General features: G+C 46.8%; 28 protein-coding genes. 8 read left to right on the top strand and 20 right to left on the bottom strand.

Annotated features, from left to right (window positions below; genetic code table 11):
* Nucleotide 1 precedes the first annotated feature (1 nt).
* Together FVF72_RS08005 and FVF72_RS09275 are read right to left on the bottom strand one after the other, a co-directional pair.
* Nucleotides 2-916 (bottom strand): restriction endonuclease, encoded by a 915-nt coding sequence (locus tag FVF72_RS08005; protein WP_013295914.1) that lies wholly within the window; start codon nt 914-916, stop codon nt 2-4.
* Between the two features lie 16 nt (nt 917-932).
* Entirely contained in the window at nt 933-1,076 is a 144-nt protein-coding gene (locus FVF72_RS09275) for a hypothetical protein (RefSeq protein ID WP_013295915.1), read from the bottom strand.
* A 60-nt stretch (nt 1,077-1,136) separates the two neighbouring features.
* On the opposite strand from FVF72_RS09275, the gene FVF72_RS08000 reads away from it, so the two are divergent.
* From FVF72_RS08000 to FVF72_RS07985, 4 genes are all read left to right on the top strand, one after another.
* A complete protein-coding gene (locus tag FVF72_RS08000) occupies nt 1,137-1,697 on the top strand; it encodes a GMP synthase subunit A (RefSeq protein WP_013295916.1) in 561 nt (186 codons plus the stop codon).
* 176 nt (nt 1,698-1,873) lie between these two features.
* Nucleotides 1,874-2,800, top strand: a complete 927-nt coding sequence (gene guaA, locus FVF72_RS07995; protein ID WP_013295917.1) for a glutamine-hydrolyzing GMP synthase — start codon at nt 1,874-1,876, stop codon at nt 2,798-2,800.
* A gap of 259 nt (nt 2,801-3,059) precedes the next feature.
* Nucleotides 3,060-3,515: a peptide-methionine (R)-S-oxide reductase MsrB gene (msrB, locus tag FVF72_RS07990; RefSeq protein WP_048901208.1), complete on the top strand. Its 456-nt coding sequence runs from the start codon at nt 3,060-3,062 to the stop codon at nt 3,513-3,515.
* Between the two features lie 30 nt (nt 3,516-3,545).
* Nucleotides 3,546-3,776, top strand: a complete 231-nt coding sequence (locus FVF72_RS07985; RefSeq protein ID WP_013295920.1) for a hypothetical protein — start codon at nt 3,546-3,548, stop codon at nt 3,774-3,776.
* A gap of 145 nt (nt 3,777-3,921) precedes the next feature.
* On the opposite strand, the gene FVF72_RS07980 is transcribed toward FVF72_RS07985, so the two are convergent.
* The 8 genes from FVF72_RS07980 to FVF72_RS07945 form a co-directional block, all read right to left on the bottom strand.
* A complete protein-coding gene (locus FVF72_RS07980) occupies nt 3,922-4,281 on the bottom strand; it encodes a hypothetical protein (RefSeq protein WP_013295921.1) in 360 nt (119 codons plus the stop codon).
* Nucleotides 4,282-5,402: 1,121 nt separating this feature from the next.
* Nucleotides 5,403-6,035: a hypothetical protein gene (locus FVF72_RS09445; protein WP_238523348.1), complete on the bottom strand. Its 633-nt coding sequence runs from the start codon at nt 6,033-6,035 to the stop codon at nt 5,403-5,405.
* Nucleotides 6,036-6,210: 175 nt separating this feature from the next.
* On the bottom strand, nt 6,211-7,431 hold the full coding sequence (locus FVF72_RS07970; protein ID WP_013295928.1) for a tetratricopeptide repeat protein: 1,221 nt from the start codon (nt 7,429-7,431) through the stop codon (nt 6,211-6,213).
* Entirely contained in the window at nt 7,428-8,297 is an 870-nt protein-coding gene (locus tag FVF72_RS07965) for a hypothetical protein (protein WP_238523350.1), read from the bottom strand. Before FVF72_RS07965 ends, FVF72_RS07970 begins: the two co-directional genes overlap by 4 nt.
* 97 nt (nt 8,298-8,394) lie before the next feature.
* On the bottom strand, nt 8,395-8,634 hold the full coding sequence (locus FVF72_RS07960) for a hypothetical protein (RefSeq protein WP_255503701.1): 240 nt from the start codon (nt 8,632-8,634) through the stop codon (nt 8,395-8,397).
* 16 nt (nt 8,635-8,650) lie between these two features.
* The gene (locus tag FVF72_RS07955; protein ID WP_255503700.1) at nt 8,651-8,923 is read right to left on the bottom strand and encodes a hypothetical protein; all 273 of its coding nucleotides are present in this window, start codon (nt 8,921-8,923) and stop codon (nt 8,651-8,653) included.
* 263 nt (nt 8,924-9,186) lie between these two features.
* Nucleotides 9,187-9,426 (bottom strand): hypothetical protein, encoded by a 240-nt coding sequence (locus FVF72_RS07950; protein WP_013295925.1) that lies wholly within the window; start codon nt 9,424-9,426, stop codon nt 9,187-9,189.
* A 16-nt stretch (nt 9,427-9,442) separates the two neighbouring features.
* Complete coding sequence (locus FVF72_RS07945) at nt 9,443-11,971, bottom strand: pseudomurein-binding repeat-containing protein (protein WP_147671797.1); 2,529 nt, start codon at nt 11,969-11,971, stop codon at nt 9,443-9,445.
* Nucleotides 11,972-12,514: 543 nt separating this feature from the next.
* On the opposite strand from FVF72_RS07945, the gene FVF72_RS07940 reads away from it, so the two are divergent.
* Both FVF72_RS07940 and FVF72_RS07935 read left to right on the top strand, forming a co-directional pair.
* On the top strand, nt 12,515-13,678 hold the full coding sequence (locus FVF72_RS07940) for an Nre family DNA repair protein (RefSeq protein WP_013295932.1): 1,164 nt from the start codon (nt 12,515-12,517) through the stop codon (nt 13,676-13,678).
* Nucleotides 13,679-13,682: 4 nt separating this feature from the next.
* Complete coding sequence (locus tag FVF72_RS07935; RefSeq protein WP_147671796.1) at nt 13,683-14,672, top strand: DegT/DnrJ/EryC1/StrS family aminotransferase; 990 nt, start codon at nt 13,683-13,685, stop codon at nt 14,670-14,672.
* A gap of 31 nt (nt 14,673-14,703) precedes the next feature.
* Here the strand turns inward: FVF72_RS07935 and cgi121 are convergent, their stop codons facing one another.
* The 5 genes from cgi121 to FVF72_RS07910 all read right to left on the bottom strand — a co-directional run bounded on the left by cgi121 (nt 14,704) and on the right by FVF72_RS07910 (nt 19,739).
* Nucleotides 14,704-15,174, bottom strand: a complete 471-nt coding sequence (gene cgi121, locus FVF72_RS07930; RefSeq protein ID WP_013295934.1) for a KEOPS complex subunit Cgi121 — start codon at nt 15,172-15,174, stop codon at nt 14,704-14,706.
* On the bottom strand, nt 15,175-16,671 hold the full coding sequence (locus FVF72_RS07925) for a 2-isopropylmalate synthase (RefSeq protein ID WP_013295935.1): 1,497 nt from the start codon (nt 16,669-16,671) through the stop codon (nt 15,175-15,177). It lies immediately after the preceding gene.
* Between the two features lie 209 nt (nt 16,672-16,880).
* Complete coding sequence (locus FVF72_RS07920; protein ID WP_147671795.1) at nt 16,881-17,891, bottom strand: TIGR01177 family methyltransferase; 1,011 nt, start codon at nt 17,889-17,891, stop codon at nt 16,881-16,883.
* A complete protein-coding gene (locus tag FVF72_RS07915) occupies nt 17,882-19,012 on the bottom strand; it encodes a geranylgeranyl reductase family protein (RefSeq protein ID WP_147671794.1) in 1,131 nt (376 codons plus the stop codon). The genes FVF72_RS07920 and FVF72_RS07915 overlap by 10 nt, the downstream gene beginning before the upstream one ends.
* Entirely contained in the window at nt 19,005-19,739 is a 735-nt protein-coding gene (locus FVF72_RS07910; RefSeq protein ID WP_013295938.1) for a PH domain-containing protein, read from the bottom strand. The genes FVF72_RS07915 and FVF72_RS07910 overlap by 8 nt, the downstream gene beginning before the upstream one ends.
* A 135-nt stretch (nt 19,740-19,874) precedes the next feature.
* Between FVF72_RS07910 and FVF72_RS07905 the strand changes: the two genes are divergently transcribed.
* Nucleotides 19,875-20,600, top strand: coding sequence for a UPF0280 family protein (locus FVF72_RS07905; protein ID WP_013295939.1), 726 nt, complete (start codon nt 19,875-19,877; stop codon nt 20,598-20,600).
* Nucleotides 20,601-20,750: 150 nt separating this feature from the next.
* Here FVF72_RS07905 and FVF72_RS07900 read toward each other — a convergent pair whose 3' ends face one another.
* Nucleotides 20,751-21,983: a proteasome-activating nucleotidase gene (locus FVF72_RS07900; RefSeq protein WP_013295940.1), complete on the bottom strand. Its 1,233-nt coding sequence runs from the start codon at nt 21,981-21,983 to the stop codon at nt 20,751-20,753.
* A gap of 106 nt (nt 21,984-22,089) precedes the next feature.
* Between FVF72_RS07900 and FVF72_RS07895 the strand changes: the two genes are divergently transcribed.
* Nucleotides 22,090-22,563, top strand: a complete 474-nt coding sequence (locus FVF72_RS07895; RefSeq protein WP_013295941.1) for a multiprotein bridging factor aMBF1 — start codon at nt 22,090-22,092, stop codon at nt 22,561-22,563.
* A gap of 20 nt (nt 22,564-22,583) precedes the next feature.
* On the opposite strand, the gene FVF72_RS07890 is transcribed toward FVF72_RS07895, so the two are convergent.
* The 4 genes from FVF72_RS07890 to FVF72_RS07875 form a co-directional block, all read right to left on the bottom strand.
* Nucleotides 22,584-22,937 (bottom strand): DUF356 domain-containing protein, encoded by a 354-nt coding sequence (locus FVF72_RS07890; RefSeq protein ID WP_147671793.1) that lies wholly within the window; start codon nt 22,935-22,937, stop codon nt 22,584-22,586.
* 22 nt (nt 22,938-22,959) lie between these two features.
* On the bottom strand, nt 22,960-24,144 hold the full coding sequence (locus FVF72_RS07885; RefSeq protein WP_147672029.1) for a hypothetical protein: 1,185 nt from the start codon (nt 24,142-24,144) through the stop codon (nt 22,960-22,962).
* A 75-nt stretch (nt 24,145-24,219) separates the two neighbouring features.
* Nucleotides 24,220-24,657 (bottom strand): hypothetical protein, encoded by a 438-nt coding sequence (locus tag FVF72_RS07880; RefSeq protein WP_013295944.1) that lies wholly within the window; start codon nt 24,655-24,657, stop codon nt 24,220-24,222.
* 204 nt (nt 24,658-24,861) lie between these two features.
* A complete protein-coding gene (locus FVF72_RS07875; RefSeq protein WP_013295945.1) occupies nt 24,862-26,271 on the bottom strand; it encodes a Mur ligase family protein in 1,410 nt (469 codons plus the stop codon).
* Nucleotides 26,272-26,290 lie beyond the last annotated feature (19 nt).

Raw genomic sequence — 26,290 nt, 5'->3', positions numbered from 1 at the left:
CTCATTCAGAAAAATAATCATTATCAATCTTTTTAACAGAATAGGAGGCCACCTCAGTTACACCCACACCATGTTCAATCATATAGTTCGCCATCTGCATCCCATCAACAAGCACTATCCTGCTATCAATTTTGGAAACGTATTCTCTTGCACCTTCCGTAAAATTCGATGTGGTTATGAATATGCCCTTCGCTGCCCTCTTACCCTGCAGTGCACCCGCAAATTTCTGGATCTCGGGACGGGACACTGAACTGTTCCACCTTTTAGCCTGTATGTAGATAACCTCAAGTCCCAGTCTGTCCTCCTTTATTATTCCGTCGACTCCACCGTCCCCCTGCCTGCCAATGGCACTCCCTGCATCCTCCCTGGATCCTCCATAACCCATCCTCACAAGTAGATCCACAACAAGTCGTTCAAAGAATTCAGGTGAGCTGTTCCTGACCATATCCAGGATTTCGGCTGCGAGGCCCTTCCTGAGTTCATCATAGGCCCTTTCAAGTCTCTCCTCAGGGGTGAGCCTCTCCCTACTCGAATTGGTCCTTTTTTGAAGCTTTTTACGGGTCTTCCTTGGTTTCCCTGATCCCCCACGAAACTCTGCAAATTCAGGGAACTGCATCAGAAAATCAACGTCAATGGCATGCGGATCCCCCTTAAGAATCTCCAATCCGCGCTCTGTGATATTAAAAAATCCCCTTTTCCTTGATTCAAGAAGACCCGCCTTCTTGAGGTATGTCTTGGCCCATGAAACCCTGCCTTTGAATTTTGGCGAGCCACTCGGCATAAGTTCGTTTAAATCGTCCTGGGATAACTGGAACTCCTCTGCAAGTTTTTCTATGGACCCATTTAAACTCTGCTCTCCCTCAGCTGCCAGCCTCAGGATGGGTAACATTATATCCTGAAAATCAGGGACCGCCATATGCACCCCTCCGGTGTCATCTTCCCTCTCTGAGGAAGACATATATCACATAGGCGATTATAAGAACCACTATAACCGGCAGCAGCCAGACAAGAACATAGAATGCCACAACCGCAAGTACAAGTGCAACCAGAATGTAAATTATATCCATGGCCTCCATAATATTTAATTATCCAATGAAATATAAATAGATTTTCAGAATCAGACAGGGAGAATGTTTATGATACTCATCATCAATAATCACGGCCAGTACAACCACAGAATACACAGGACACTCCGGTATCTCCAGATACCATCCAGTCTCGTGCCCAACACAACACCGCTGGATGAGATCATCTCAATGGAACCAGATGGCCTCATACTCGGTGGCGGCCCATCACTTGAGATGGCAGGTAACTGTGTTGAGTACATCCAGAAACTCGATATTCCGATACTGGGTATCTGCCTGGGCCACCAGCTCATAGCCATGGCCTACGGTGGGGAGGTTGCAACCGCCGAGGCAGAGAGCTACGCCCAGATAGAACTGGAGATACTGGACGAGGATGACATCTTCAGGGGCCTCGGCCCCAGGATGAGCGTATGGGCCTCCCACAAGGATGAGGTTAAGAGGCTCCCCGAGGACTTCAATGTTCTTGCAACCTCAAGCATATGTGAGGTGGAGGCCATGAAACACCATGAAAGGCCAGTATACGGTATACAGTTCCACCCTGAGGTACACCATACACAGGATGGTCACCGGGTCTTCGAAAACTTCCATGAGGTCTGTGAAAACCTCCAATAGAAACACCTTCAAAAAAAACCTCTGAAAACTTCCATGAAGTCCGCAGAAACATCTAATATAAAGGTTTCATAAGAGACACCCAACATCAGGCAAAGATTTCATGGAAAAGGCTGACCTTAACATTAAATAGGAGCCACACAAATAATTAAACCAATCATTTTTATCCGGTGATATTAATGCTGAATCCATCTGATTTTATCCAGAAAGCTGTGGAAGAGATAAGAAATACCGTGGGTGATGAAAAGGCAATAATAGCACTCTCAGGAGGAGTTGACAGTTCAGTGGCCTCTGTACTTGCAGGTAAGGCCATAGGTGATAACCTGACAGCGGTCTTCGTTGACCATGGACTCCTCAGGGAGGGCGAGGCAGAATACGTGAAGAAAACCTTCAGTGATAGGCTTAACTTCCGATACATTGATGCATCAGACGAGTTCCTGGGGGAACTTGAGGGTGTGACGGACCCTGAGGAGAAACGCAAGATAATCGGGAGGGTCTTCATTGAGGTCTTTGAACGCGTTGCAGAGGAGATAGGCGCGAGGTACCTGGTGCAGGGTACCATAGCCCCCGACTGGATCGAGAGTGAGGGTAAGATAAAATCCCACCACAACGTTGCACTCCCCCATGGACTGGTGCTTGAGATAGTGGAACCAATAAGGGAACTGTACAAGGATGAGGTGCGGGAAATTGGCCTTGAACTCGGCCTTCCCCGTGAGATGATCCAGAGGCAGCCATTCCCTGGTCCTGGACTTGCGGTGAGGATCGTGGGTGAGATAACCAGGGAGAAAATAGAGATATGCAGGAGGGCCAACGCCATCGTGGAGGAGGAGGTCCTTGAAAGCGGACTCCATGAGAGCCTCTGGCAGTACTTTGCTGTGCTCACAGACACCATGGTGACCGGTGTTAAGGGTGATGTGAGGGACTTCGGCTACCTCGTGGTCATAAGGATGGTTGAATCCCTTGATGCAATGACCGCCAGTGTCCCTGAACTCCCCTGGGACCTTGTGAAGAGGATATCAAAGCGTATAACCTCCGAGATACCTGAGGTTACACATGTGGCGCTTTCTGTGAGCGATAAGCCGCCAAGCACCATTGAATTTGCCTGAATTAGATTTGAAATTTGAGACATCCTCCATTATTCTTTCCATTATCACCATCCCGGTGAGTTTCCCGCAAATACCATCTTTTTATCATCTATCATGTCTGAATGGGGAGTTCCATTGTCTTTTAAATGACACGCAGACGATCCCTTATCATCCATCATTGGACGGTCATGAAACACTGCAGTCATGGATCTGAGATCCCTCTAAAAAGATGAATGATTATAATATAATCTAATATACATTTAAGAACATATTTCCACTCATGAGTGAAAAAATACCCATATTCTCCGCTGCAGGTGGAAATGTTGAGATGGTTGAAAAGATCGAATTAACCGTTGAGGAGTGGCGGGAGATACTCGAACCCGAGGCCTTCCGTGTTGCAAGGTGCGGAGGCACAGAACCTCCATTCACAGGCGAATACCATGACTTCCATGGTGACGGTATATACCGCTGCGTATGCTGCGGCACAGACCTTTTTGACTCAGAAACCAAATTTGATTCAGGCACAGGATGGCCAAGCTTCTATGACACCATATCAGAGTACAATGTGGAACTCAGGGAGGACCGGAGCCTTGGAATGGTGCGCTGTGAGGTCCTCTGTGCGAGGTGCGGCGCCCATCTTGGCCATGTATTCGATGACGGCCCCCTGCCAACAGGTAAGAGGTACTGTATGAACTCAGCGGCACTTAAATTCATCCCAAGGAGCCAGATACGCTGAGGTTCAAATATAGAGGCCTGGAGGCATTTAATGGCTGAGGACTTTGGAAGGTACTGGGTGGCCGGACTCATAATGGCCGTTGCCGGTGGTATGCTGAACACCCTCACCTACATCATAGGAACCTGGAGGCCGGAACAGTATCCCGAGTGGCTACTGGGAATACTCACAGGTGCCATAGGTATCACCATGTTCATCCTGGTACCCTGGATCTACGGGAGGCTAGTGGAGTTCATATACATGAGGTTCATAGCCAGGAGCTGAAGAAAAACCCTAGCTAAACACCCCTGAGTAAGGCCACCCCTCAAGAGATAGAAGAAACAGAGCTGAAGAAAAACCCTAGCTAAACACCCCTGAGTAAGGCCACCCCTCAAGAGATAGAAGAAACAGAGCTGAAGAAAAACCCTGGCTAGACACCCATCATTGAAGCTGCCTCGTTGAGGAGCTCATTGGCCTCATTTATCATGAGACCCGCATGGACAAAGTGGTCATCATCACCATCATCATAGAACCTCATGAACTCCCTCAGAGAATCCCTGTAAATCCCCGCCGCCCTGAGGATCGTGCTGTGCGCACCCTCCAGTCCAGGATCCGGGACTTCAACCCTTATATCATTGAATATTTCACTTAAGGAACGTTCGATATCCATAAATTCCTCTTTGAGTTCCTCAGGATTCTTCCCGCCCTTCAGAAGGAGAAGGTTACCCCTGAATCGGTTCACATTGTACCCTATCCTCTGGACATGCCTCTGCATACTTTCAGTGTACATAGGACCTCCCCATTTCAATCTAAGTGTCCTTCTGAAAAATAGATTTCCATTTATTCCCTATATTCAAGTGTACCATGTTCCTGCAGTAGTATCATACGGATGACGTGTATGAGAAGGAGGATATGTTGTGCCGTTCAATCTTATCCCCATCATTTATTTTTTTTGATCCATATGAGTGTTATGGCGATTATTGTGCCGAACCATACAGCTGCAGGCACTATAGGCTATAAGGCCTGATAAATCCATCTCATTTTTAGGTATGTGAGGAAGGCGAGTGTTCCTGCGAAAACCATCACTGGAATCATTATGTCTATGATTTCATCGTCTGGGTCGCTTAGAACCGCCATCTTATCTAGCAGCCTATTATGATATCTGTCTGTTCTTCTCTGATACTGCAGAAAACTTGTACATGTTCTATACAAGAATATAACGAAATAAAATACACCTGAAAAACCAACTCCATAACTCACATGTCAGTAATGGCCGTTATACCCGCCCACCCGTCCAATAGTATAGTCTGCGTCCTCTGCTCCGGGCGCGGGATTTTCATCTATAAAGAGTATCTTATGTAACTTTGTATTTGTCATAAAATGATTCTTGTTTACATAATGATTCTTGAGGAGTTTATTTTGTCATGCTTGAAAATAAAATATGTGGAGGCCGAGAAGAAAACTTTGATAGTCGCTTTTTTGGGAACCTGATATCCCCTTTTGGGTTTGTGTAGTGTGGTGTTTGATCCACTTTCAGGTTATCTGGGAATGGGGGATGAGATTGGAGGCTGCTATTTGGAGGCTAGAAATGCCCTGAACCTCTTTATTTTGGTATTGGCTTGTTGGTTTGTTGTTGGGTTTAACGCTCCTCAAATATATGGCATAGAAAGGAGAAGTACACCTACTAGGAGCATTATAACAAAAAGTGTTTCGAGCACACCTTTTTCCTCGCCTCTAAACACCTTCTTCGACAGAAAATAGATTATCAAAAACATATTTCCCAGTAAAAGACACGTTAACAATATAATAGGTAGTTTAGGCCTAGTATGCAGTAAAGCCAACCTACTACACGTAAACAGTAAAACCAAGAAAATTGTAAAACACGATAACGACCCCAAAAACTGAAAAAGCTTAGATGTATACTGCATCCTCCCACCTCAAACTACCATCAGGATTCTTCGGTATTTCAATATAGTGTATACAATGATCCTCACCAACATAACTTCTCAACTCATAACCATAAATCCAGGTACGATGAATCGAAATATACTTCCAATATTCTTGGGGAAGATAATGATCTCTAAATGTAAGTATGCCATCACCTATCCGCATACACCATCCAATTGGTTGAAATATTTCACCACCATACCTTACTAACACATATGCCAAAACCTGGATCAAACAGTGAGCAGTATCTTCTGAGATGTATGTTTGGTGTTCTATGATGAATTTTTTGATATCGTCTGTGATGTTTAGGAGGCCTGTGTAGGCTATTATTGTTGCATATGCTGCCATGTTGAGTCCTATAAATCCCTCCACAAGAGCATAATTGAGGATATCAACAAAAGCCATCGGACCTTCCAGGGCAATGTACATGGAGATTACAAGGCCAATATAAGCCTTCTTAATACTATCATCTAAACCTTCAAGGTTTACTGTGCCATTACCATCCAAGAGCGAATCTAACTTTTCAGAGAATATTATAGTCTGGCCAAGTTCCCGAGCCCATTCTGTCTGTTGGTGGTAGTAGCAGTATGCTCCCATGAAAGCATAGATCATGTCCCTTACTATCCCTGTTACATGGTCTATGATGAGGTATCTTCCCTGCCCGTCACTGATAAGCGTGTAATTCTCGCTTTCGAGGATGTTTAGTGACCCGCCGTTGAGGAGTGTTAGGCCTATTCCTGTTGTGTGGAGGTTTTGATCCTGGGATTTGGGTTTATGGTTGATTTTTTTGGATGGTGAGTTCTTTCAGGGCTTTTTTGGCTTTTTTGTATTCTGGGTCTATTTTCAGGGATTTTTCGTAGCATTTTAGTGCTTCTTTGTGTTTGCCGAGTTTTTGTAGTGTTTTTCCTTGCATGTACCATAGTGTTTTGTTTTGCGGGTTTAGTTTGAGGGCTTTCTTGTAGCATTTCAGGGATTCCTCTGGTTCTTTGAGGTCTTCTAGGATTATGCCTTTCCATTTCCATGCATCAGCGAATTCTGGGTTTATTTCAAGGGCTTTTTGAAAGCATTCCAGCGCATCCTCATATTTTCCAAGTTCTTCGAGGACTAGTCCTTTGTTGTTCCATGTTTTGTCGTCTTCTGGATCTATTTCCAGGGCTTTTTCATAGCATTCCAGTGCCTCCTCATATCTCCCAAGTTCACTGAGGACTACTCCTTTATTGTTCCATGCTTCTGCAAGTTTGGGGTTTATCTGTAATGCTTTTTCATAGCATTCTAGTGACTCATCATATCTCCCAAGTTCATTGAAAACTAGTCCTTTGTTGTTCCAAGCTTTATCATCTTGTGGATTTAATTGGAGAACTTTGTCATAACATTTTAATGCTTCTTCATATATCTTAAGGTTATGTAATGTTATTCCTTTAGTTCCCCAAGCTCTATAATTTTTTGGATTTAGCTCTATGGCTTTTTCGAAACATTTTAGTGCCTTTTTGTATTTTTTAAGGTAAATTAGAACGGAGCCTTTATTGTACCATGCATCTGCAAGTTTGGGGTTTATCTGTAATGCTTTTTCATAGCATTCTAGTGCCTCATCATATCTCCCAAGTTCTTTGAGGACTAGTGCTTTATTGTTCCATGCTCCTGCATACTTTGGATTTATTTTTAGTGCTTTTTCATAGCATTCTAGTGCCTCATCATATCTCCCAAGTTCTTTGAGGACTAGTCCTTTGTTGTTCCATGCTTCTGCAAGTTTTGGATTGTTTTTGAGGATTTTTTCATAGCATTCTAAGGCTTTCTCTGGTCTTTTGAGTTTTAGTAGTGTTATTGCATTGTAGTGGAGGATTTCTGGGTTGTTTGGTCTTGCTTTGAGGGCTTTCCTGAATTCTTTGAGGGCTTCTTTGTATTTTCCCTGTTTTAGGCTTGATCGGCCCCCAGCAAGGTGCCATCCAGCCTTTCCCTCGGCTATCCAATCCTTTATTTTCTTAAGGGGGTTCATCCTCCAGCCTCTCTCAACTTCTTTTCTAGGTAGTTTTTGAATCCTAGTATGCAGGCTTCTATTGCTTCACGATTCTCATAGGCCAATAGGCTTCCAATAGCCATCCCAGTGCCTATTATAGTGCCTCCATGTTTTATGGCGCCCACAACATCCCCATCCTTTAAAGCCTCCTTGAACAGATCCCATTCATCCATCATGAGTTTACCTAAATTATTTATAGCCCTTCCTATATCGTCGGGATCGCCACCAACACCACCACTGCTAATCACCCTTAGAGTATCTACGGCTTCTCTATACTCATTTATCGCTTGACTCCATTCGTCAGACTGTCTTGATAGTATTTCAAGATAGTTTTGTATTGGTTGTGTGTCTCCTGTTAGTAGTGTGTAGGCGATGAATGTTGGCAGACCAGCGGGTGAGAGTAACATCATGGCATCTTCGATGTATGGGAGCCACTCAGGATGTTCGATGAGGATATAAGCGACTATTGCAACAACTATTCCTATGCCAGCTGTCGCCGGCGCTGACAAGGCTCCTGCTTCGAGGATGGCGACTTCAGCTCCTCCTTCGAAGCCGACGACTTCAGCTCCTGAAACACCAGCAAATCCAATGAACTTCCACAAACCGGTCTCATTCAGTAGTTCTTTTGCGAGGTTGGCTGCCCATTCTGTCTGCAGGTGGCTGAAACAATATGCCCCCATAACATTCTTAAAGATATTGACATCCCTCACTATCCCTGTTGCAGTGTCGATGATCAGGTAGTCATTATCATAGTTTATTATGGTGTAGTTCCCAGCTTTTGTAATATTTAGTTTTTCTCCGTTCAGGAGCCTGTATGCTATGCTTGTGATCGCAGCACCTTCCATGATATCCCCTATATTGTCGAGGCTTCCATTGTATGGGAATAGGCGTTGCATTGAACTCTGAGGGGTTTGATGTCCCGACAATAATTAAATAGCCCTGTTATACCCCTGGAGATGCAATTAAACCCACTATAAGGAGCATTACCATCATCCATCTTATTTCATACTCTTTTTCCTTCAACTCGTAGTAGAGCCAGCATAAAAGGAGAAGAGTGAACAAGCCTAAAGGGGCTGCTATTAGGGACAAAACAACACAATGATACTTAAGCGCAAGAATACATAGGAACATAACTATGCAGATAAGAGGATAAGCCCTCTTATACCAAGATTCATAATCCAATAAGATCCCCTCCACTTTAGATATATACTGCTTCATCCCACCTCAAACTACCATCAGGATTTTCCGGTATTTCAATATAGTGTATACAATGATCCTCACCAACATAACTTCTCAACTCATAACCATAAATCCAGGTACGATGAATCGAAATATACTTCCAATATTCTTGGGGAAGATAATGAGTCCGTATCCTTAAAATCAAATCACCTTCAGCCACTATCACACTTATAAAACCCAAAGGACCCATAACAGCAGTGACACCGGCAACAGTTGCAATATCTAATACCATGGAAAACATCCTCTGGAATGTATGTCTGGTGCTCTAATATGAATTCTTTGATATCGTCTGTGATGTTTAGGAGGCTTGTGTAGGCTATTGTTGTTGCATATGCTGCCATGTTGAGTCCTATAAATCCCTCCACAAGAGCATAATTGAGGATATCCTGGAATGTAAATCCACATAGACTTCAACATTATCATGAGTTGTGATATTTTTTATAGGTTTTTTCTAAGATTTTCCAGTTTTTTTGGGCGTGGGGGGCTGCTTTTCTTTTATGCAAGGCCAAAGAAGCCTATAATTACAAGCAAGCCTCCAAGTGCTCTGACAGTTTCATTTTCAGTTTTTCCCAACTCATCCTTGCCTAATAGGTAAATTAAGAGAAACATGTTCACTATGTAAATGGAATAGACAATTAATTTGCTGATAATATAGGGGAAACGGAGACTAACCACAACCAATGCAGCAGTAAAATAAGAAAGGAAATAACTAAAATAAAAAATGTACTTTACCATCATATCATCCTCCTAATCAGATATACACTGCTTCATCCCATCTTAAAGTACCATCTGGGTTCTTTGGGATTTCAATGTAGTGTATGCAATGGTCTTCGCCAACATAAATTTTAAGTTCATAACCATGCCGCCAAGTTCTATGGTAAGAAACATATTTCCAATATTCAGTTGGAAGATAATTCGTTCTTACATTCACAATTAAATCACCTTCTGCTAATAGTAGAGAAGCAATCGAAAAAATACCACTTGCCAAGGTGACACCTTCACTACTAAGCTCTTTTAAACTCCATATAAAAAGAATCCCATCTATAATGTCCCCTCCAATGCATGTTTGGTGTTCTATGATGAATTTTTTGATATCGTCTGTGATGTTTAGGAGGCCTGTGTAGGCTATTATTGTTGCATATGCTGCCATGTTGAGTCCTATAAGTCCCTGACCCACAAGAGCATAATTGAGGATATCAACGAAAGCCATTGGACCTTCCAGGGCAATGTACATGGAGATTACAAGGCCAATATAGGCCTTCTTGATACTATCATCTAAACCTTCAAGGTTTACTGTGCCATTACCATCCAAGAGCGAATCTAACTTTTCAGAGAATATTATGGCTTGGCCAAGTTCCCGGGCCCATTCTGTTTGTTGGTGGTAGTAGCAGTATGCTCCCATGAAAGCATAGATCATGTCCCTTACTATCCCTGTTGCATGGTCTATGATGAGGTATCTTCCCTGCCCGTCACTGATAAGCGTGTAATTCCCGCTTTCGAGGATGTTTAGTGACCCGCCGTTGAGGAGTGTTAGGCCTATTCCTGTTGTGGGCGCGCTTGTGGGGTCTGATCCTGGGAAGAGGGCCTCCATCACATAGTATTCTATTGGATTTATAGCTGATGTTCTCGCATAATTGAATGCTTTAATGTTTTCAGGTGTGCCTTCTGCTTTCACGGCCATGTTGTGGTTGCATTCGAGGCTTATCCATGTCCCTGGGCTGTGGTCTCCTGCTGAGACCATCACTGGCATGGTCCTGGTCCATGTTACATTATAGCGCGTGGCTGCTTCTTCTGCGATGAGATCGTGGAGGTATATTACTTCAAGGCCTGTTAGGAATGTTCCGTAGGCTGCCTTTAATGGTCCGGGCTCGTATGTCCTGTTTAGCCACTTTTGTAATGTCTGGTTTGTTATCTTCCCTGTGGCGAGGGTGTAGGTTATGATGGCGTCGTAGTTGCTAGCCTCCCAGATGAGAGTGTCGTTTATTATGATATTGGGTCCTGTTTCTCCTGGTGGGTGTATGTATTGGCCGTTTGTGTAGAGTAGGAGGAGTGTTCTTGTTGATTTGTTCCCTGGGAATGTTATATTGGCTATTGTCACCTTTTCCTCGCCGGGATACTCCACACTGACCTGTAAAGGGTCTATGCACTTGTTATAGTTTGTGAGTATGAATGTCTTTTCTGCCTGGGTTAAATTGAAGTTGTTGAGATATTCATTCACTTGAGGTTCTGCTCCGAGTTTTGTGTAAATTTCTATGAGTCTGTTCAGGCCAGCTATGACTTGCCAGACTATTTCTCTTTGACTCTGGCTGTTAGCCTGGTAGAATGGGTTAGTGACCTCGGCTAGTTTGTATGCTATGCCATCCTCCACAAGGAATATTGTTTCATTGAATAGGCCCGAAGATATAGCCCCTATACTAATCCATTTAACCGTGTCATTGAGCGGAATTTTAAATGTTAAATTTAGGGGCTTCCCAGAGGATGTTGCCGTGGAATTAACATGGACCGTTGCAAGCATAACCTCCAATGTAATAGTCTTCGTGTCTGTTATGCCATAGGCTTGGACTGTTAGGGTTGCTTTGTAGGTTCCTGGTTTGTAGGCGTGTACTGGATTCTTCTGGGTGCTTGTGCTTTGGTCTCCGAAGTCCCATTTGTAGTATTGTATTGTCCCTGTACTTTTATCCTGGAACTGGACATTATAGCCTTGTATTGTGTAGGTGTAGTCTGCCCTTGGCCTTGTCAGGGTTCCGGCCTTACCTGTAACATATTTTACTGTTACATGGTTTGGTAGTCTTCCTGTGCTGTTGTAGAAGTTTATTATCCTTGCATTGGCATATATTAGGCTTTCTGGGCGGATTTGTCCGATGGCTGTGCTGGCATAATTCGGCGACCTCCCATAGGATTCCATGAAAGCCTTAACATTCTTTGCCACCTGCAGGTATCCTGCTTTTTGGAGTGTTCCTGTTCCTGTTCCACTTGGACTGGGCGGGGAGGCCATACTATTGAATGACAAGCCAACTCTCCTAGCCTGATCGAGGTTTATGATGGTTGTGGATGAGGCGTAGAGGTAGTCGTCTGCCGACACATTCTTACCGTTAATCACAACCTGTGATGGTATTTTTTCATGTTGTGCGGTGTAATTTCCGATCAGCTTTGAAGCGTCACAAATCTCATTATAGGATAAACTCACAGCTGAAGAACTGCCCAGAAAACAGAAAAAGGACAGGATCGCCAGAAAAAACAACAACCTCCTCACAGCCACCACCATAATATGATAACACATTATAGTATAAAAAGATTACTATCTCTTTTAGGGGCGAAAAATATAAAAGGTGGGATTTAAGACAAGAGCATGAATCCCATCATTACAAGCTTAAACAGGAAAAATAGGCACTTACCATCCCCCCCAGATGGGCAAAGAGAAACCTCATTTCTTTACATAATGATTCTTCTAAGGGAATACAGAATTTTTCCTGCTCCCCCATTCTTAGGTGTTCCTACAATATGCAATGGAGAAGTATGAAGTAGGAAGGAAAACACAGGGTAAAAAGATATTATTGGTGAAACCGTGAAAAACACCTATACAAAAATATACTATAAACGATATTGTACATGAGATCAGAAGAAAAAACAAAAACAGGGAAATACTCATTATCTTTAACGAAGTACAGCAGATGTCAAAAAGCACAATGCGAATTTTCTTGATATAAAGAATAAGTTTCAGTGAGGTGTCATAAAAACAATAAACCCAGTCCCTCCAATGGGATATGATGACGGGTCAGGTGTACCATAAAAACAATAAATATCCAGAAACAGAGCTTTAACAATGATACGGTCAAAGTACGCCTTCCTCAAGAGGCTCACCAGGGACCTCAAAATGAGGTCCGTGGAGGTGGGAGAGGAGTTTGAGGGGGCCACACCCCCATCGGTATTCATAGGGAGCTGGAACTACCCCAGGGTCTACGCTGGACCCATGATAGCACCCATCCAGGGTGAGGTCGAGATATTTGACTCCCCTGAGAGATGGATACCCGAGAGTAAAACACAGGAGGAAATCATAGACTACCGCCTCAACCTCATAAGGGGCAAGCAGCTAGTGGGAGTCAGGGACCTTGATAACCATCTCGTGGAGAAGCTCCAGGAAATATCCCTCTCATCAGGGGCCATTGAAAGCGAGGCCCAGTTCAGGAGAAAACCAAGAGGCCTGTTTTTCAGTGAGGAGCAGACACCCCACGGCCCCAGCGCAGTCCTTGAAAACTTTGAGATAGAGAACGTCAAATGGGACCGTGAACTTGAAAGGGCCCACTACGACACCGACCTCAGGGCAGATGAGGCAATAGTGGAACTCCACAGAAAGGGAACCCCATTCTCTGCCATCCAGAAGGCCCTCTCGGTGGGTGCACTTGGTGATGCCAGGAAAAGGAGGCTTGTCCCCACAAGGTGGTCAATAACAGCCTGCGACAGCACCCTGGCGGACCACTTCCACAGGAGGGTTCTTGAATATGATATCCTGGACATCTACAGGGTCCATGAATTTGAAAGCCTCAAAAACAGATACCTCATACTCCTCACACCCTCAGAGTGGCAGTATGAATGGATGGAGGCCTTTATAAAGCGTGACGGGCGTGCAATGATATTCTCAGACCATGAAACACTGAAGGGTAAGAGGGAGTACTCAAGGGTTGGTGGCTGCTACTACAGCGCCAGGATGGCTGTCCTTGAGGCCCTTGACAGGGAAGAGAAACAGGCAGGTGCAATCATACTCAGGGAGGCCTACCCGGGCTATGTGCCCCTGGGTGTCTTCAACGTCAGGGAGAACGTTAAAAACGCCATGAATGTAAGGCCACATGAGTTCAACGGCCTTAAAGAGGCCCTTGAATTCATGGACAGCAAACTTAAACTTGGACTTGATGCATTCAGAAGGAGGAGTAACCTGCTGCGGGACATCAGTTCTTCAAGGCAGACAACCCTGGACTCCTTCTTCAGGTGATATCATGAATTCAGAAACCCCAGCAGAGATGATGGAGGATCTTGAACCCCTTAGACTCAGATTCAGAGAACCATCACCTGAAACAAAAAGAGCCATCTGCAAAGCCGCACTCTACAGGGAAATACCAGACCCTGAAAAGAAAATCAGGAGGATCACAGGACACAGATACGCAAGACTCCTCAGCAGCGGGAATGCCGCAATCCTCCTCACTGTATCCCGGCTCGATGGTCCCATCCTCGTGCCTGACCAGGGCGGATGGCGGGGCTTTAAGAGGATACCTGAGATCCTTGGCAGGGAGGTTTTCACGGTCAAGACAGAGATAGGAATCATTGACCCTGAAGTCCTGGAATCACGTCTTGAAGATACAGGGGCCAGGGCAGTTTTTGTCACAAGCTTCGCCGGTTATACAGCGGAGCAACCCATCGCAGAACTCTCAGATATCTGCAGATCCCATGATGCAATCCTGGTTGAGGACGCATCCGGGAGCGTCTCTGACCCCCTTGAAAGGTTATGCAATGGTAAAAAAAGTCACATTATAATTGCATCCACTGGCTCTCCAAAAACCGTTAACGCGGGTGGTGGCGGGTTCATCTCAACCTCCATTCCAGAGTTTGTGCAGCAGGACATGCTACTATCCGCCCTCAAGGCGGATCCATATGTGAGGGCTGCCGTTGCCGCCGAACTTGATGTCGCCAGGAGGAACCTCACAGAGACCCTCAGGGCATGCAGTTACCTCAAAGAAAAACTTGAGGGGGCATTCCACCCTGAAAAAAGAGGTATAAATGTTATAATCCCATCCAGCACCCCCAGGGAGGATGTTAAAACTCTGAGAAAACTTATAACAGCAGATGGCAGGAGCATATTCACAGCATGCCCCTCACCTGACAGGATACTTGAGAGTGCAGTTGCAGTGGAGGTTAAGAACCTGGATGTGGGATGCCTCACCCATGAGAACCTTGAGAGGATGGCGGAGATCATCTCCTCTGTTATATGAAGGTGGAGTATCCTCAAATCCCCATCATAAACTATAAAACCTGGAGCATCGTCGTCCTCTCTATGAGTGCATTCTCAACTCCAACTGTTTTTACCTCCTCCCCAAGACCATAGAGGCTTCTGAGATAATCCTCATCTGGTTCAAGGACCCTGTCATCCCTCTGGAACCGGGAATCAAGGAATTCCTGGACATCAGTCTCGCAGTCCACAAGGATCGCGCAGATCTCCATTTCACCCTTCCTGACACCTAAAAGTTCAAGGGCCCGGCTTATCTGCCTGATACCTGCAATACGTAGGCATATCTCAATTCCAGGGTCGCTGGAAATATTCTGACCCCTCTCAAAGGCCCTGAGGGCGTGGAGTGCACCATGGAGTGCATGGTCACTCCCTGCAACGGCCCTGGCATCAACAAGCTGGAGTGTGCATGGGAACCCTCTTATCTCATTCAGGAGTTCATCCAGGTCTTCAATGGTTCCACGGTATCCCCTGATATCTATATTCACCTAACCACCCTTCTGATTCTGAGCTGCCTCATTTGCCAGCAGCCTGTTAACACCGCTGAGGAAGGCCTCCACACTGGCCATGATGATGTCAGGCTGGGTGCTCCTGGCACTTATTATCCTGTCACCGTGCCTCAGCTTTATAACAACATCGATGAGGGCATCTGTACCCCCTGTTATGGCGTCCACATGGTACTCCTCAAGGGTGATATCTGCAAAGTCCTCAAGGCTCTTCTTTATGGCAACTATGGCAGCATCCACCGGACCAACCCCTATACCTGCCTCAAGGACCTCATTACCATCCACCCTAAGTTTGACCGATGCTGTGGGTGTCACCCGGTTACCTGAGACTATGGTGACCTCCTCAAGGTCCACAACCTTGTCCTCCATGACCCCGAGAACATCCTCTGCTATGGCCTGGAGGTCCACGTCGGTGACACATTTACCCATATCCCCCAGTGCCTTGACCCTCCTGAATATCTTCATCAGCTTATCCTCATCGACCTTCATTCCAAGCTCATCAAGCCTCTGTCTGAGGGCATGGGTCCCTATGTGTTTGCCCATGACGAACCTTCTCCTGTGGCCAACCATCTCAGGTGTTATTGGTTCATAGGTTTCCGCCTTCTTGAGGACTCCATCTGCATGTATCCCCGATTCATGGGCGAATGCGTTTTCACCGACTATTGCCTTGTTTGGCTGCAGGTATACCCCGGTCATCCTTGCGACCATTCTGGAGGTCTCATAGAGCATCTCGATGTTGATGTTTGTATCAACATCATAGAGTGATTTGAGTGCAACCACAACCTCCTCAAGGGCTGCGTTACCTGCACGTTCACCTATGCCATTGATGGTTGCGTGGACCTCGGATGCTCCTGCCCTTAAACCGGCGAGGGAGTTTGCAACTGCCAGTCCAAAGTCGTTGTGGCAGTGGACACTCAGCGGGACCCCAAGTTCTGAGAGTTCACCGTAGAATTCATAGGAGCGTTCAGGTGTGAGCATCCCCACGGTGTCACAGGCGCATATCCTCTCTGCCCCTGCAGCTATACCCTCAGTGAATACCCTCCTGAGGAATTCCATGTCGCTACGTGTTGAGTCCTCTGCTGAGAGTTCAACCAGGAGGCCATGGTCAACTGCGTACTCTGTGCAGTCCACCGCCTGTTCAAGGACCTCCTCCCTTGTTTTTCTTAGCTTGTGTTCAAGGTGCAGGTCAGAGGTGGGCACAACCAGGTGCACACTGTCAACTTCACATGAGAGCGCGGCGTCTATGTCATCCCTGACAGCCCTTGAAAAGCTGCAGATCTCAGCGTTCAGACCCTCTGATGTGATTCTCCTGATACCTTCTCTTTCACCCTCTGATGTGATTGCTGAGCCGGCCTCGATGATGTCAGCCCCCAGATCATCGATTTTTAGTGCTATTCTGAGTTTCTCCTCCGGGGTAAGGGAAACCCCTGGTGTCTGTTCTCCATCCCTCAGTGTGGTGTCAAGTACTCTAACCTGCAAATTAATCCCTCTTTCAGGTGCTCAGAAAATAGTTATTTTAGATTTTAGTTCCGACACTTATATATGGTTAAGTGTTCAGTTCTGTGCAAAGGATGACTATGGTTAAGTGTTCAGTTCTGTGCAAAGGATGACTATGGTTAAGCGTTCAGTCCTCTGCGGTGGAGGGCGCCAACCCGCACCTGTTCACTTCATAAAATGTGTTGATACCGTTACACGGTTTCAATAACCCTTATAATCCTTGTGAGGCTCCTGTGCATCCTCATGGAGTATTTTTCTCTTACTGTGAACCTATCATCGATGAGTCCCTCAAGGTCAATGTAGTGGGGTGCTGCCATGCATATCACACCATCCTCTTTAAGATTTGAGTATGCTGAGTTCAGGAACTCCCTGTAGAGTTTCTCGCTCCTCTCACCTGCAGTTGATGCTGATATTCCATATGGGGGGTCTGTCACTATTGCATCCACCCCTCCCTCAAGCCTCAGATCCCTGGCATCGGATCTTATAACCTCAAAATCAGTTATACCATAGTGCTGAAGGTTTTTCCGTGTGCCCTCAACCATCCTCCAGTCTATATCCGCACCCATCACCCTCACACCCATGAGGCCTGCCTCTATGAGTATCCCCCCTGTACCGCAGAATGGGTCTAGGAGTCTGTCACCGGACCTCACACCTGCGAGGTTCACCATACACCTTGCAAGTTTCGGACTCATCGAGCCCGGATAGAAGAATGGTCTTCTGTGTGGTTTGGCCTTGTTGAAGTGATCCTTACTTATCTCTGCAAGGCGCAGTGTGAGGATGAATCTGTCGTCAATGAGTACCGGCCTTACAAGGGTCCAGGGATTCTCAAGATCAACCCTTGCTCCTGTCTTATTTTTTATGATGGCCCCAAGTTCTCTCTCAAGTTCCCTTGCATCAACCTCGCCCCTGAGCTTTTTTATCCTCACCGCAAAGCTACCCTTAATATGACTCTTCCAGTCAATTTTCTCTGCAGTCCCTTGAACCTCACCGGTGGTGGAATATCCGGCGACCCGGCAGATTTCATGGGCGTATGCAAGCCTCCCCTTAAGGATTTTCCATGCAGATGGGGGGGCATCCAGAATCACATATCCCATTCCATCCTCAACCAAACTGAATTCTATACCCTCTGACCTCAGAACAGATTTGAGTTCAGCAGAGGGGAGTTCAGGGTGTTCCTGTGAGAGTATAACCATCATTTCCATATGCTGGCCACCTTCCTTGAGAGGATGGATGGTATTATCCTGAAGAGCAGGCCCCTCTTAAGGAATTCCCTTATGAGTGGTGTCTGTATGTCCATGTCCCCGTACCTCGATATTATCTCCTCTGCACCGTACTCCCTCATCTTGAGGAAGATATGGTCGAGGTCCTCATCAGACAGTATCCTGAAGGTCCTCTGCACCCTCATCTGGTTCTTCATCTCACCCATATAGAGCTTCCTGCAGGCTTCCTGGTAGTTCTCAAGTAGCCCCATGTCATCCTCGAGGGCCATCTGGATGACCTCCGCCGCCACGTGGGCAGCCCTGGATGCAAGAACTATGCCTCCGCCGGTTGTGGGTTTAACCTGTCCTGCGGCATCACCTATCCTGATGCATCTTCCCCCTACAAGTTCCATATCAGGGTCTGGTTCCGGTATGAATCCATGGTGGCTCTCCATGATCCTGAAATCTGTGCTGAGATCTGAAATGAATCCCTTAATAAGATCCTTGAGATTTTTATGGTGTCCGAATGCACCCACACGGGCTGTTTTCTCATCAAGGGGTATTCTCCAGAGGAAACCTGGTGAGAGGCGTGAGTCGACCCTGAGGTCAACAAAGTCTGTGTCCATTTCCTGGTCCCTGAACCTCACAAGGAACTGCCTTGCCGGGTACTTGTCGCGGATAGCGACCTGACCCCTTGCATCCACAAGCACACTGGCCCTAAGAGTTCTTCCATTTACCTCAACCTCGCCTGTGGCCTCACTGAAGTCCCTAACGGCTGTTCCTGTTCTCAGCTCAGCACCTGCTTCGCATGCAAGGTCTGCAAGGTACTGGTCATAGGCTGTCCTGTCAATCACATGTGCCTCGGGCCTCTTCCTGGAAACCCTGAGTTTTATGCCTGATGGTGAATGCAGCACCGCACCCCTTACACTGTTCAGTATTAAGTTGTCCGGGAGTACATTTGCCTCGGTTATCCTATGGGATATGAGTCCTGCACACTGGAGGGGAACACCCAGTATTTTTTTCCTGTCAAGGACGCCCACCCTGAATCCCATGCTGGCAGTGAGCCTTGCAATCGTTGAACCCGCCGGCCCGGCTCCCATGATGATGACATCGTATTCAGTCATTCTCACCCTCCTCTCTGGACCTCCTGAATTTCCGTGAATGCCTCTCCATTACAGACTCTTCACTGCCTCCCATTTCATGGGGGGATTCTTCAGGAGTGTTTTCATCAAATTCATCTGTATCCTCCCAGAACTTGGGGTCTGCGAATCCCCGCCCTTTCTGTCTTTCTGATGATAGTTCCCTGAGTATCTCCTCTGCCTCATCAACTGATCGGTGTTCTGTGAAGCGGTTAATGTGGTACTCGATCCTGGCCGGGAATGGGGCATCCTCAAGGATTATGTGGGTATCCTCATGGCCGCCGCGGATCTCTATATCCGCAGAGTCCAGGAGCCTCTCCATGATACCCTGTGAGAAGGATATGTCCACTATCTTGCTGTGGTTCATGTAGAACCTCCTCTTCCTTAAAACTCCACTCTCAACTATAACCCTGTGGTCGGTGATTATGTAGCGCCTGCTCCTCCATGAGATCACATCCCAGAGCACACTGAGCACCAGCAGGATAAAAGCAGCAGTTAAAATCCAGACAACCTTATCTGCAACCGTGAACCCGTACCTCATAATGAGAAGGTTATCAAGGTCCCCTGCAAATTTAACCGCCGCCGGGAAGATGTATATGATGAGTGCAAGGAACAGGATTTTTATGATGGATGACTTTGAGTTGAGGATGAACCTTGGCCGTGTTTCATATAGAACCCTTTCACCTGGATATAACCTCTCCCTGCCAAACATGTTATCACAGTGAACTTACATAGATTAAAAGGAGTTAACTTCACTGTACATAATTGTTTGCATGTGTTTTTATATCTAATGGTTGGTTCAGAAAAGAACTTCAGGAATTGAGCATAGAAGAGGGGCACTGATTAAATGACAGCGGAGAATATAAACATCGGGGAAACCCATATAAGGCTCAGAACCGATATCGAGGACCATGGAGTTGCTGGTTTCATTTTGGGGGAGAGAATGAAACTCATAGGTCATATACAGAGAAATCACGAGTTTTTAACATCCCTTGAACCCATCCATGTGAGTGAGGGGCCCCTTATAGTGAGAATGATGTCCCGTGCATCAGGGAAGGCTGATGTGGGACCAATGGCTGCTGTGGCGGGAACAATAGCCCAGCTATCCCTCATGCACCTCATGGGCCTAGGCTCCAGGTGCAGTATAGTGGACAATGGCGGGGACATCGCCCTCGTGAACAACCGTAAGGTTACCGTGGGACTTTATGCCGGTTCATCATCACTTTCAGGGACCGTGGGTTTTCTCCTGAAGCCAGGTTCCCCCAGGGGTATATGCACGTCCTCTGGTACAGTGGGTCACTCCATAAGCTTTGGCAGGGCCGACTCTGTGACGGTATTCGCATCTGAGGCCAGCACCGCAGATGCCCTTGCAACCTCAATAGCCAACAGTGCGGATGGCCCCGATGATAGATCCGCGGTTGAGAGCGCGCTTGAGAGGGCTGATGACTTTCGTGAGCACTTCAGAGGGGTTATGATTGTGGTGGGTGAGCATGCAGGCACGGTGGGGAAGATACCGAAACTCGTAATGACCGATAGAAAAGCCGTGCTTTCAGACCTCTGGGAGGAAGTCTAACTGAAGATCCTAAAACTAAGCCTTACTCTGGAAGAAATCCAGTTGATAATCAATTAATCTCAGAAAAAAATAATAGGATTACAGCCTCAGATCGCCCATCATTCATCACCTATTCAGAGCTCATAGGGTTCATCACAGGCTGCGGTGTGTTTAGCCGAACATCACGCCGGTTTCCTGCTTGTATTCCTCTTCCTTCTCAACACCCATTATCTTATCAACGGCGTCCATGAAGTCATTCATTGTGACCTCATCACGTTCCTCCCTTATGGCGAACATACCTGCCTCTGTACATATCGCCTTGAGGTCCGCGCCGGATGCACCGTCTGTGATCCTTGCAAGGAGTTCAATGTCAACTTCCTCTGCAAGGGCCATTCCAGATGTGTGTATCTTGAGGATCTCCCTCCTGCCGTCCTCATTTGGCAGTGGAACCTCAATGAACCTGTCAAATCTTCCAGGGCGGAGAAGTGCAGGATCCAGGATGTCAGGCCTGTTGGTTGCAGCGACTATACCAACATTACCCCTGGATTCAAAGCCATCAAGCTCTGCAAGGAGCTGCATCAGTGTCCTCTGAACCTCCCTGTCCCCGCTTGTTGAACTCTTAAGTCTCTTGGCTGCCACAGCGTCAATTTCATCTATGAATATTATGCTGGGGGCCTTCTCCTTGGCCAGCTCAAAGACTCCCCTCACCAGCCTTGCACCTTCACCTATGTACTTTCTGACGAACTCTGATGCAACTATCTTTATGAAGGTGGCGTTGGTTTCATGTGCAACGGCCTTTGCAAGGAGTGTTTTACCTGTACCCGGGGGTCCGTAGAGCAGTACACCCTTTGGTGGTTCTATACCTATCTTCTCAAATAGTTCAGGTTTTTTAAGTGGTAATTCCACTGTCTCCTTGACCTCACGTACCTGTTCCTCGAGGCCACCTATCTGCTCATAGGAGACGTCCGGTTTTTCTTCAACTTCCATACCCGTTACCACGGGGTCCTTCTCTGATGGAAGCACATCCACTATGCTGAATGTCTGCTGGTTGAGTGCAACCCTGGCACCTGGCTCCAGCTGCTTCTTATCAATGAATCTTGAATAGTTTATTACGAAGTGAGGGCCTGTGCTGCTCTTAACTGCGACCCTGTGATCATCAAGAACCTCTGTGATGGTGGCTATGACCAGTGGCGGGGTTCTGAATCTTTCAATCTCACCACGGAGAGATTTAACCTCCCTGTCAAGCCTTGTCTTCTCATTTTCAATTAAAAGTTTATCCTTCTCAAGCTTTCTGATCTTCCACATCAGATTCCTTTTTGTCTTTGAATTCTCCTCTTTAAGCATTCTAATTTCTTTTTTGAGGTCCTCAATCTTTTTTAATACATTCTGGGAGTTATTTTCCATGATTTTAGAACACTCCTATTTAAATTTTGTTGTATACTATCTTGTTTCTAGTAATATTTAAATATTGGGGTGGGATAAAACTAGTATAAAATAAAAAGGGATCTTCATGAGATGCGAGATTTGCGGCAAAAAGATTGTTGGAAAACCTGTGAAGACCAAAATCGACAGTTCAGTGATGGATGTATGCAGAGAATGCTCTAAGTTCGGTAAAATCATCAGGGAACCTTCCAGACCAAGACCCACCAAGGCGGGTGTTAGGAGAGCCCCTAAGAGGTCAAGGAGGCCAATGGAAACCCTATATGAGGTTGTTGAGGGTTACGGTGAGATCATAAGGGCTGAGAGAGAGTCCCGGGGATGGTCAAGGGAGGATCTCGCAGAGAGAATCAATGAGAAGGTCTCAGTCATAAACAGGATTGAATCTGAGAGAATGGAACCCGACATCAAACTTGCAAGGAAACTCGAGAAGCTCCTTAAAATAAAGATCCTGGAGAAATTCGAGGCCGGTGAAGAGGAAAGGATTGAGGTTGGAGGGTTCCGCGGAGCAACCATAGGTGATATAGCAAGAATAAAAAGGGGTTGAATGATTCCCCCTGTGGACACTCACCTCTTTTTATATGAATAATAACCCTTGAGGACCTTTAGAGTGCCAAACATTTCCCTGAGGTCCTCATATTCATCATATTCGCTGCTCACAACAATTATGTGGGCCGGTGGATGTATCCTCCTCACAGCCATTATGGTCTCTGTATCACCCTCCTCCACCTCAACTGCAGCTGCAACCGTGGACCTGGTCCGGAGGTTACCTCCAAGAATGGATGCTGCCATTTTATCTGCGATTTCAGGTTTCATTATGCGGGGCCTGCCCCTGACCCTCATACCAGCATGTCTTTCAAGATCCGCGAGGGCATTCAGGATCTTATCCCTGCTATCAGCCCTTAAGATTACTAGAGACACATTAACCACTTCTTTTAAGGATTTAATCCCTTCTGAATGAACTTATCAGGCTGCTCCTGAAGAGTACCAGGAGTACCATTACAAATCCCAGGGCGGTCTGTATGTTGCCCAGGAGATCCAGGAGATCTGAACTTACAGGCAGCTCCATGGGGGGTGCTGTCCGATCATCTGGTAGTGGTGTGTAGTAGACACCAACAGCCCTTGAACTTGGTTTGACGTTTATATCCTTGGGTTCAACATAGTTCACGCCCACAAGGAAGCCGTTCTTTATTGCCCTGTTTATGGACCTTGCTATGGCCTCTGCACTGTAACCATTCTTTCTGACCGATGCCCTCACAATCTCCTGGGTGGTCTGCACAACACCTGCCTCCTCTGTTCCGTACACCGAAACTGAAACAGAGCCGTTGGTCACTGTTATGGCGTCCTTGAGGGCCTCATAGGCGTATATCACCTTGAGTTTACTCCCATCAACCGGGCAGACCTGATAGCTTTCGGCTGCGGGGTAACCTATACTCCATCCGCACTCCTCGCATACCTTGACGTAGGGCTCATCCATTGGATAACCCGTCTCATTGAGGTTTTCAGGGGTGAACATGTCCCCGGTGGATACCCCTGAGGCAAGGTTCACTGCACCACCACCGTATTTTTCACCTGCGTCCTTTGCAACCTCCTCGAAGACCTTACCAACTATGTAGGTGGCTGAGTAACCATCCCTTATCATCTTACCGATGTTCACCGCTGTCTCCTGGCGCACCCTTGTTGCGGTACCGTACTTGGGGTTACCATGGGTGTTCCTGAGGTGTATTATTGCACCCTTCTTCCCTGGTGGGAGGACAGCGAGCCCCCCTGAGTAGGGTGTCACTGTTATTGTACCGTCATCCTCCACTATAACCACGTAGGCATCGAAGGATCCGCCAACAGCCGCACCTATACCCGGGCCTCCGCACATGACCCTGATCCCAGGGTAACTGTTGGCTGCTGATGCGGCCTCTGCAGCTGTGGCCCCATTCTCAAGGCGGTTTATAACATCCATTATCGCCATGAGCCTTGGTATGGACTCACCTTCACCCCCTGAGAGGACAGCGAATCGTTTCTCCTTGGACATGAGAAATGTGGACTGGAACATGTTCTGTGCAAATGACATACTCCCTGCTGCTGCGCCGTTGGGATCTGCGCCGTTGGGGTCCGTGATTACGATGACGTTCATCGTGGCGGATACAGGACCTATGAGAAGGTTGAATATGAATATAAGGGCGATTAGCCTTGAAATTTTATGCACCGGTTACCCTCCTGTTCTGTTAGTGATTTTAACTGTTGAAAAGTCCTCAATGACATTGACAGTCACTATACCCGTTCTGGTGTCCACCTTCACATCTGCAGCCGCTATTGGCGTGACACGTGTACCTGGAATTGTTGTTCTTTTAACAAATTTCTCCGCGTTTTCTATTGCCTCGCTCAGCGGAACCTTCCTCTTGGATGTTACGAGTATATCCCCCTTTATGTAGCTCCCCGGTCTGAATCCAGCAGCATACACGTTGGTCTTTATGGATGAGAGTGGGACTATATCGTTACCCTTCACTATGACACCAGATATTGGAACTCCCCCCTCATCCTCCATCGATGAGGCATAGGCAAGGTATGTCATCACGCGCCCCGACAGGATGAGTATGAATGCCAGGAGGAGTATCACAAGCGTGTCCCTTCTGATCTTTATGAGCATTACACTTCACCTTTAAACTGCAGTTTCTTACAGTTACTGAATATTAATTCTTGGCTCAAGGTTTATAAAGATTGAGCAACGGCGAGTAACCACCATCAAGTACAAACTGCAAGGCAGCCATGTAAGGGTTTATAAAGATTGAGCAGCAGGAGATGGTGCTGATTGAGATGCTGACAAAATATCCAGCGCCCCTGAAAAGTTAATTCAGGAGCTTTTACGGGTTAAATCTCCTATAACATCCGCTGCAGGGTCCATTCCCTGGGCACCAAGGAGGAGAACCGTGTCAGAGGGTTCTGCATTTTCCAGGACTCTTCTGAGTGCGTCCCTCAGATTTTCAATATGGGTATACCCTATCCCGTTCTCATCCAGGACATGCAGGAAGACCCTCCTCTCGTTTTCAAGTACCCTGTTCTGCTCATCAACAAGGTCGCTGCTTGATGTTACTATGAGCTCCACATCAAGGTCCTTCAGTGACTCTGCCAGGGCCTCCGCATTCATGATGTTGATGTCCTCTCCCCTGGATCCCCTGATGGCATTCACGACCCACAGTCTCCCCTTGAGGTCACAGGCTGCGCTTCTGACCGTTGCCCTTATGCCGTCTGGGTTGTGGGCGAAGTCATCGATGACCCTGGGATTATCCATGAGATGGGTGAATCTCCTTTTAAGTGCCCTGTAAGTTTCAACACCCCTCCTCACATCCTCATATGAGAATCCCAGTTCCAGTGCTGCTGTGATCGCTGCAAGGGTGTTCTGTATGAAGTGTTCACCTGTGAATGGGAGTTCATCTGTCTGAATTATAAGATCATCTCCGCAGTGGATCCCATTCCCAGTGTACCTCACAGGTCCATGGGATCCATAGAAGACCGTCCTGAGGAGGGGGTTGATATCTGCCATTGCCCTGACCCTCTCATCATCAGAGTTCAGTACAGCAACCCCTGAATCCATCGCCCTGAGGGCTCCTGAAACCTCCCTGAAGACGTCATCCACCGATTCAACCAGTCCTATGTGGTCCATAGCAACGTTGGTTATGACAACCATCTCTGGCTGTATTGCTGAGGTCATGAGTTGGGCGTGGTCCCTCATAACCCTTCCAAGCCAGCCCTGAACCTCTGAAACCTCGATGACCATGAATTCCAGCTGCTCCCTGCTGGCGGCCTCTGCTATATGCTGCGCGACTACAGGGTCGATGAGGGTGTTGAACTCGGACCTTGAATCTGTATTGGTGTAGGATGACCTGCCGGCTGTGGTTATGATGTGGTTGATCATGTGGGTGGTGGTTGATTTCCCGTTGGTACCTGTTACAGCTATCCTCCTGGAGGAAGATGCAAACCTGTTTATCGTCCATGATAGTGCAAGGGCATTTGCGATTTCAATACGATCCACAAGGATGATGGGGACATCAAGAACCTTTGAGGCATCGGACCTCAAATCCTGGGTTATTATGGCTGCAACACCCCTTTCTGAGGCAATCTGGATCCCCCTATCGTCAATCCAGTGCCTTATAACAATGTCACCTTCCTCTGCAGCCCCCAGGGTTGTGAATTTACCCCTGAACTCCCCGCCATTTCCCAGGAGTTTTCCTGAAATCCTTCCTGCGATTTCCTCGATGTCCATCCTATCCACCATCCTCTGA

Origin of the sequence: Methanothermobacter sp. KEPCO-1, assembly GCF_008033705.1 — an archaeon.
Classification (GTDB): domain Archaea; phylum Methanobacteriota; class Methanobacteria; order Methanobacteriales; family Methanothermobacteraceae; genus Methanothermobacter; species Methanothermobacter marburgensis.
This window is presented reverse-complemented; position numbering and strand designations above follow the sequence as displayed.

Coding starts and splice junctions, on each gene's coding strand:
- FVF72_RS07920 (WP_147671795.1), bottom strand. CDS start 17,891: ATGGAAATGATGGTTATACTCTCACAGGAACACCCTGAACTCCCCTCT.
- FVF72_RS07935 (WP_147671796.1), top strand. CDS start 13,683: ATGAATTCAGAAACCCCAGCAGAGATGATGGAGGATCTTGAACCCCTT.
- FVF72_RS09445 (WP_238523348.1), bottom strand. CDS start 6,035: ATGGGAGCATACTGCTACTACCACCAACAGACAGAATGGGCTCGGGAA.
- FVF72_RS07905 (WP_013295939.1), top strand. CDS start 19,875: ATGACAGCGGAGAATATAAACATCGGGGAAACCCATATAAGGCTCAGA.
- FVF72_RS07880 (WP_013295944.1), bottom strand. CDS start 24,657: ATGCTCATAAAGATCAGAAGGGACACGCTTGTGATACTCCTCCTGGCA.
- guaA (WP_013295917.1), top strand. CDS start 1,874: ATGCTGAATCCATCTGATTTTATCCAGAAAGCTGTGGAAGAGATAAGA.
- FVF72_RS09275 (WP_013295915.1), bottom strand. CDS start 1,076: ATGGAGGCCATGGATATAATTTACATTCTGGTTGCACTTGTACTTGCG.
- FVF72_RS07900 (WP_013295940.1), bottom strand. CDS start 21,983: ATGGAAAATAACTCCCAGAATGTATTAAAAAAGATTGAGGACCTCAAA.
- FVF72_RS07970 (WP_013295928.1), bottom strand. CDS start 7,431: ATGAACCCCCTTAAGAAAATAAAGGATTGGATAGCCGAGGGAAAGGCT.
- FVF72_RS07940 (WP_013295932.1), top strand. CDS start 12,515: ATGATACGGTCAAAGTACGCCTTCCTCAAGAGGCTCACCAGGGACCTC.
- FVF72_RS07910 (WP_013295938.1), bottom strand. CDS start 19,739: ATGTTTGGCAGGGAGAGGTTATATCCAGGTGAAAGGGTTCTATATGAA.
- FVF72_RS08000 (WP_013295916.1), top strand. CDS start 1,137: ATGATACTCATCATCAATAATCACGGCCAGTACAACCACAGAATACAC.
- FVF72_RS08005 (WP_013295914.1), bottom strand. CDS start 916: ATGGCGGTCCCTGATTTTCAGGATATAATGTTACCCATCCTGAGGCTG.
- FVF72_RS07945 (WP_147671797.1), bottom strand. CDS start 11,971: ATGTGTTATCATATTATGGTGGTGGCTGTGAGGAGGTTGTTGTTTTTT.
- FVF72_RS07985 (WP_013295920.1), top strand. CDS start 3,546: ATGGCTGAGGACTTTGGAAGGTACTGGGTGGCCGGACTCATAATGGCC.
- FVF72_RS07875 (WP_013295945.1), bottom strand. CDS start 26,271: ATGGACATCGAGGAAATCGCAGGAAGGATTTCAGGAAAACTCCTGGGA.
- FVF72_RS07950 (WP_013295925.1), bottom strand. CDS start 9,426: ATGGTAAAGTACATTTTTTATTTTAGTTATTTCCTTTCTTATTTTACT.
- FVF72_RS07965 (WP_238523350.1), bottom strand. CDS start 8,297: ATGGAAGGTGCTGCGATCACAAGCATAGCATACAGGCTCCTGAACGGA.
- FVF72_RS07915 (WP_147671794.1), bottom strand. CDS start 19,012: ATGACTGAATACGATGTCATCATCATGGGAGCCGGGCCGGCGGGTTCA.
- FVF72_RS07980 (WP_013295921.1), bottom strand. CDS start 4,281: ATGTACACTGAAAGTATGCAGAGGCATGTCCAGAGGATAGGGTACAAT.
- FVF72_RS07895 (WP_013295941.1), top strand. CDS start 22,090: ATGAGATGCGAGATTTGCGGCAAAAAGATTGTTGGAAAACCTGTGAAG.
- FVF72_RS07955 (WP_255503700.1), bottom strand. CDS start 8,923: ATGGTATTAGATATTGCAACTGTTGCCGGTGTCACTGCTGTTATGGGT.
- FVF72_RS07885 (WP_147672029.1), bottom strand. CDS start 24,144: ATGAACGTCATCGTAATCACGGACCCCAACGGCGCAGATCCCAACGGC.
- msrB (WP_048901208.1), top strand. CDS start 3,060: ATGAGTGAAAAAATACCCATATTCTCCGCTGCAGGTGGAAATGTTGAG.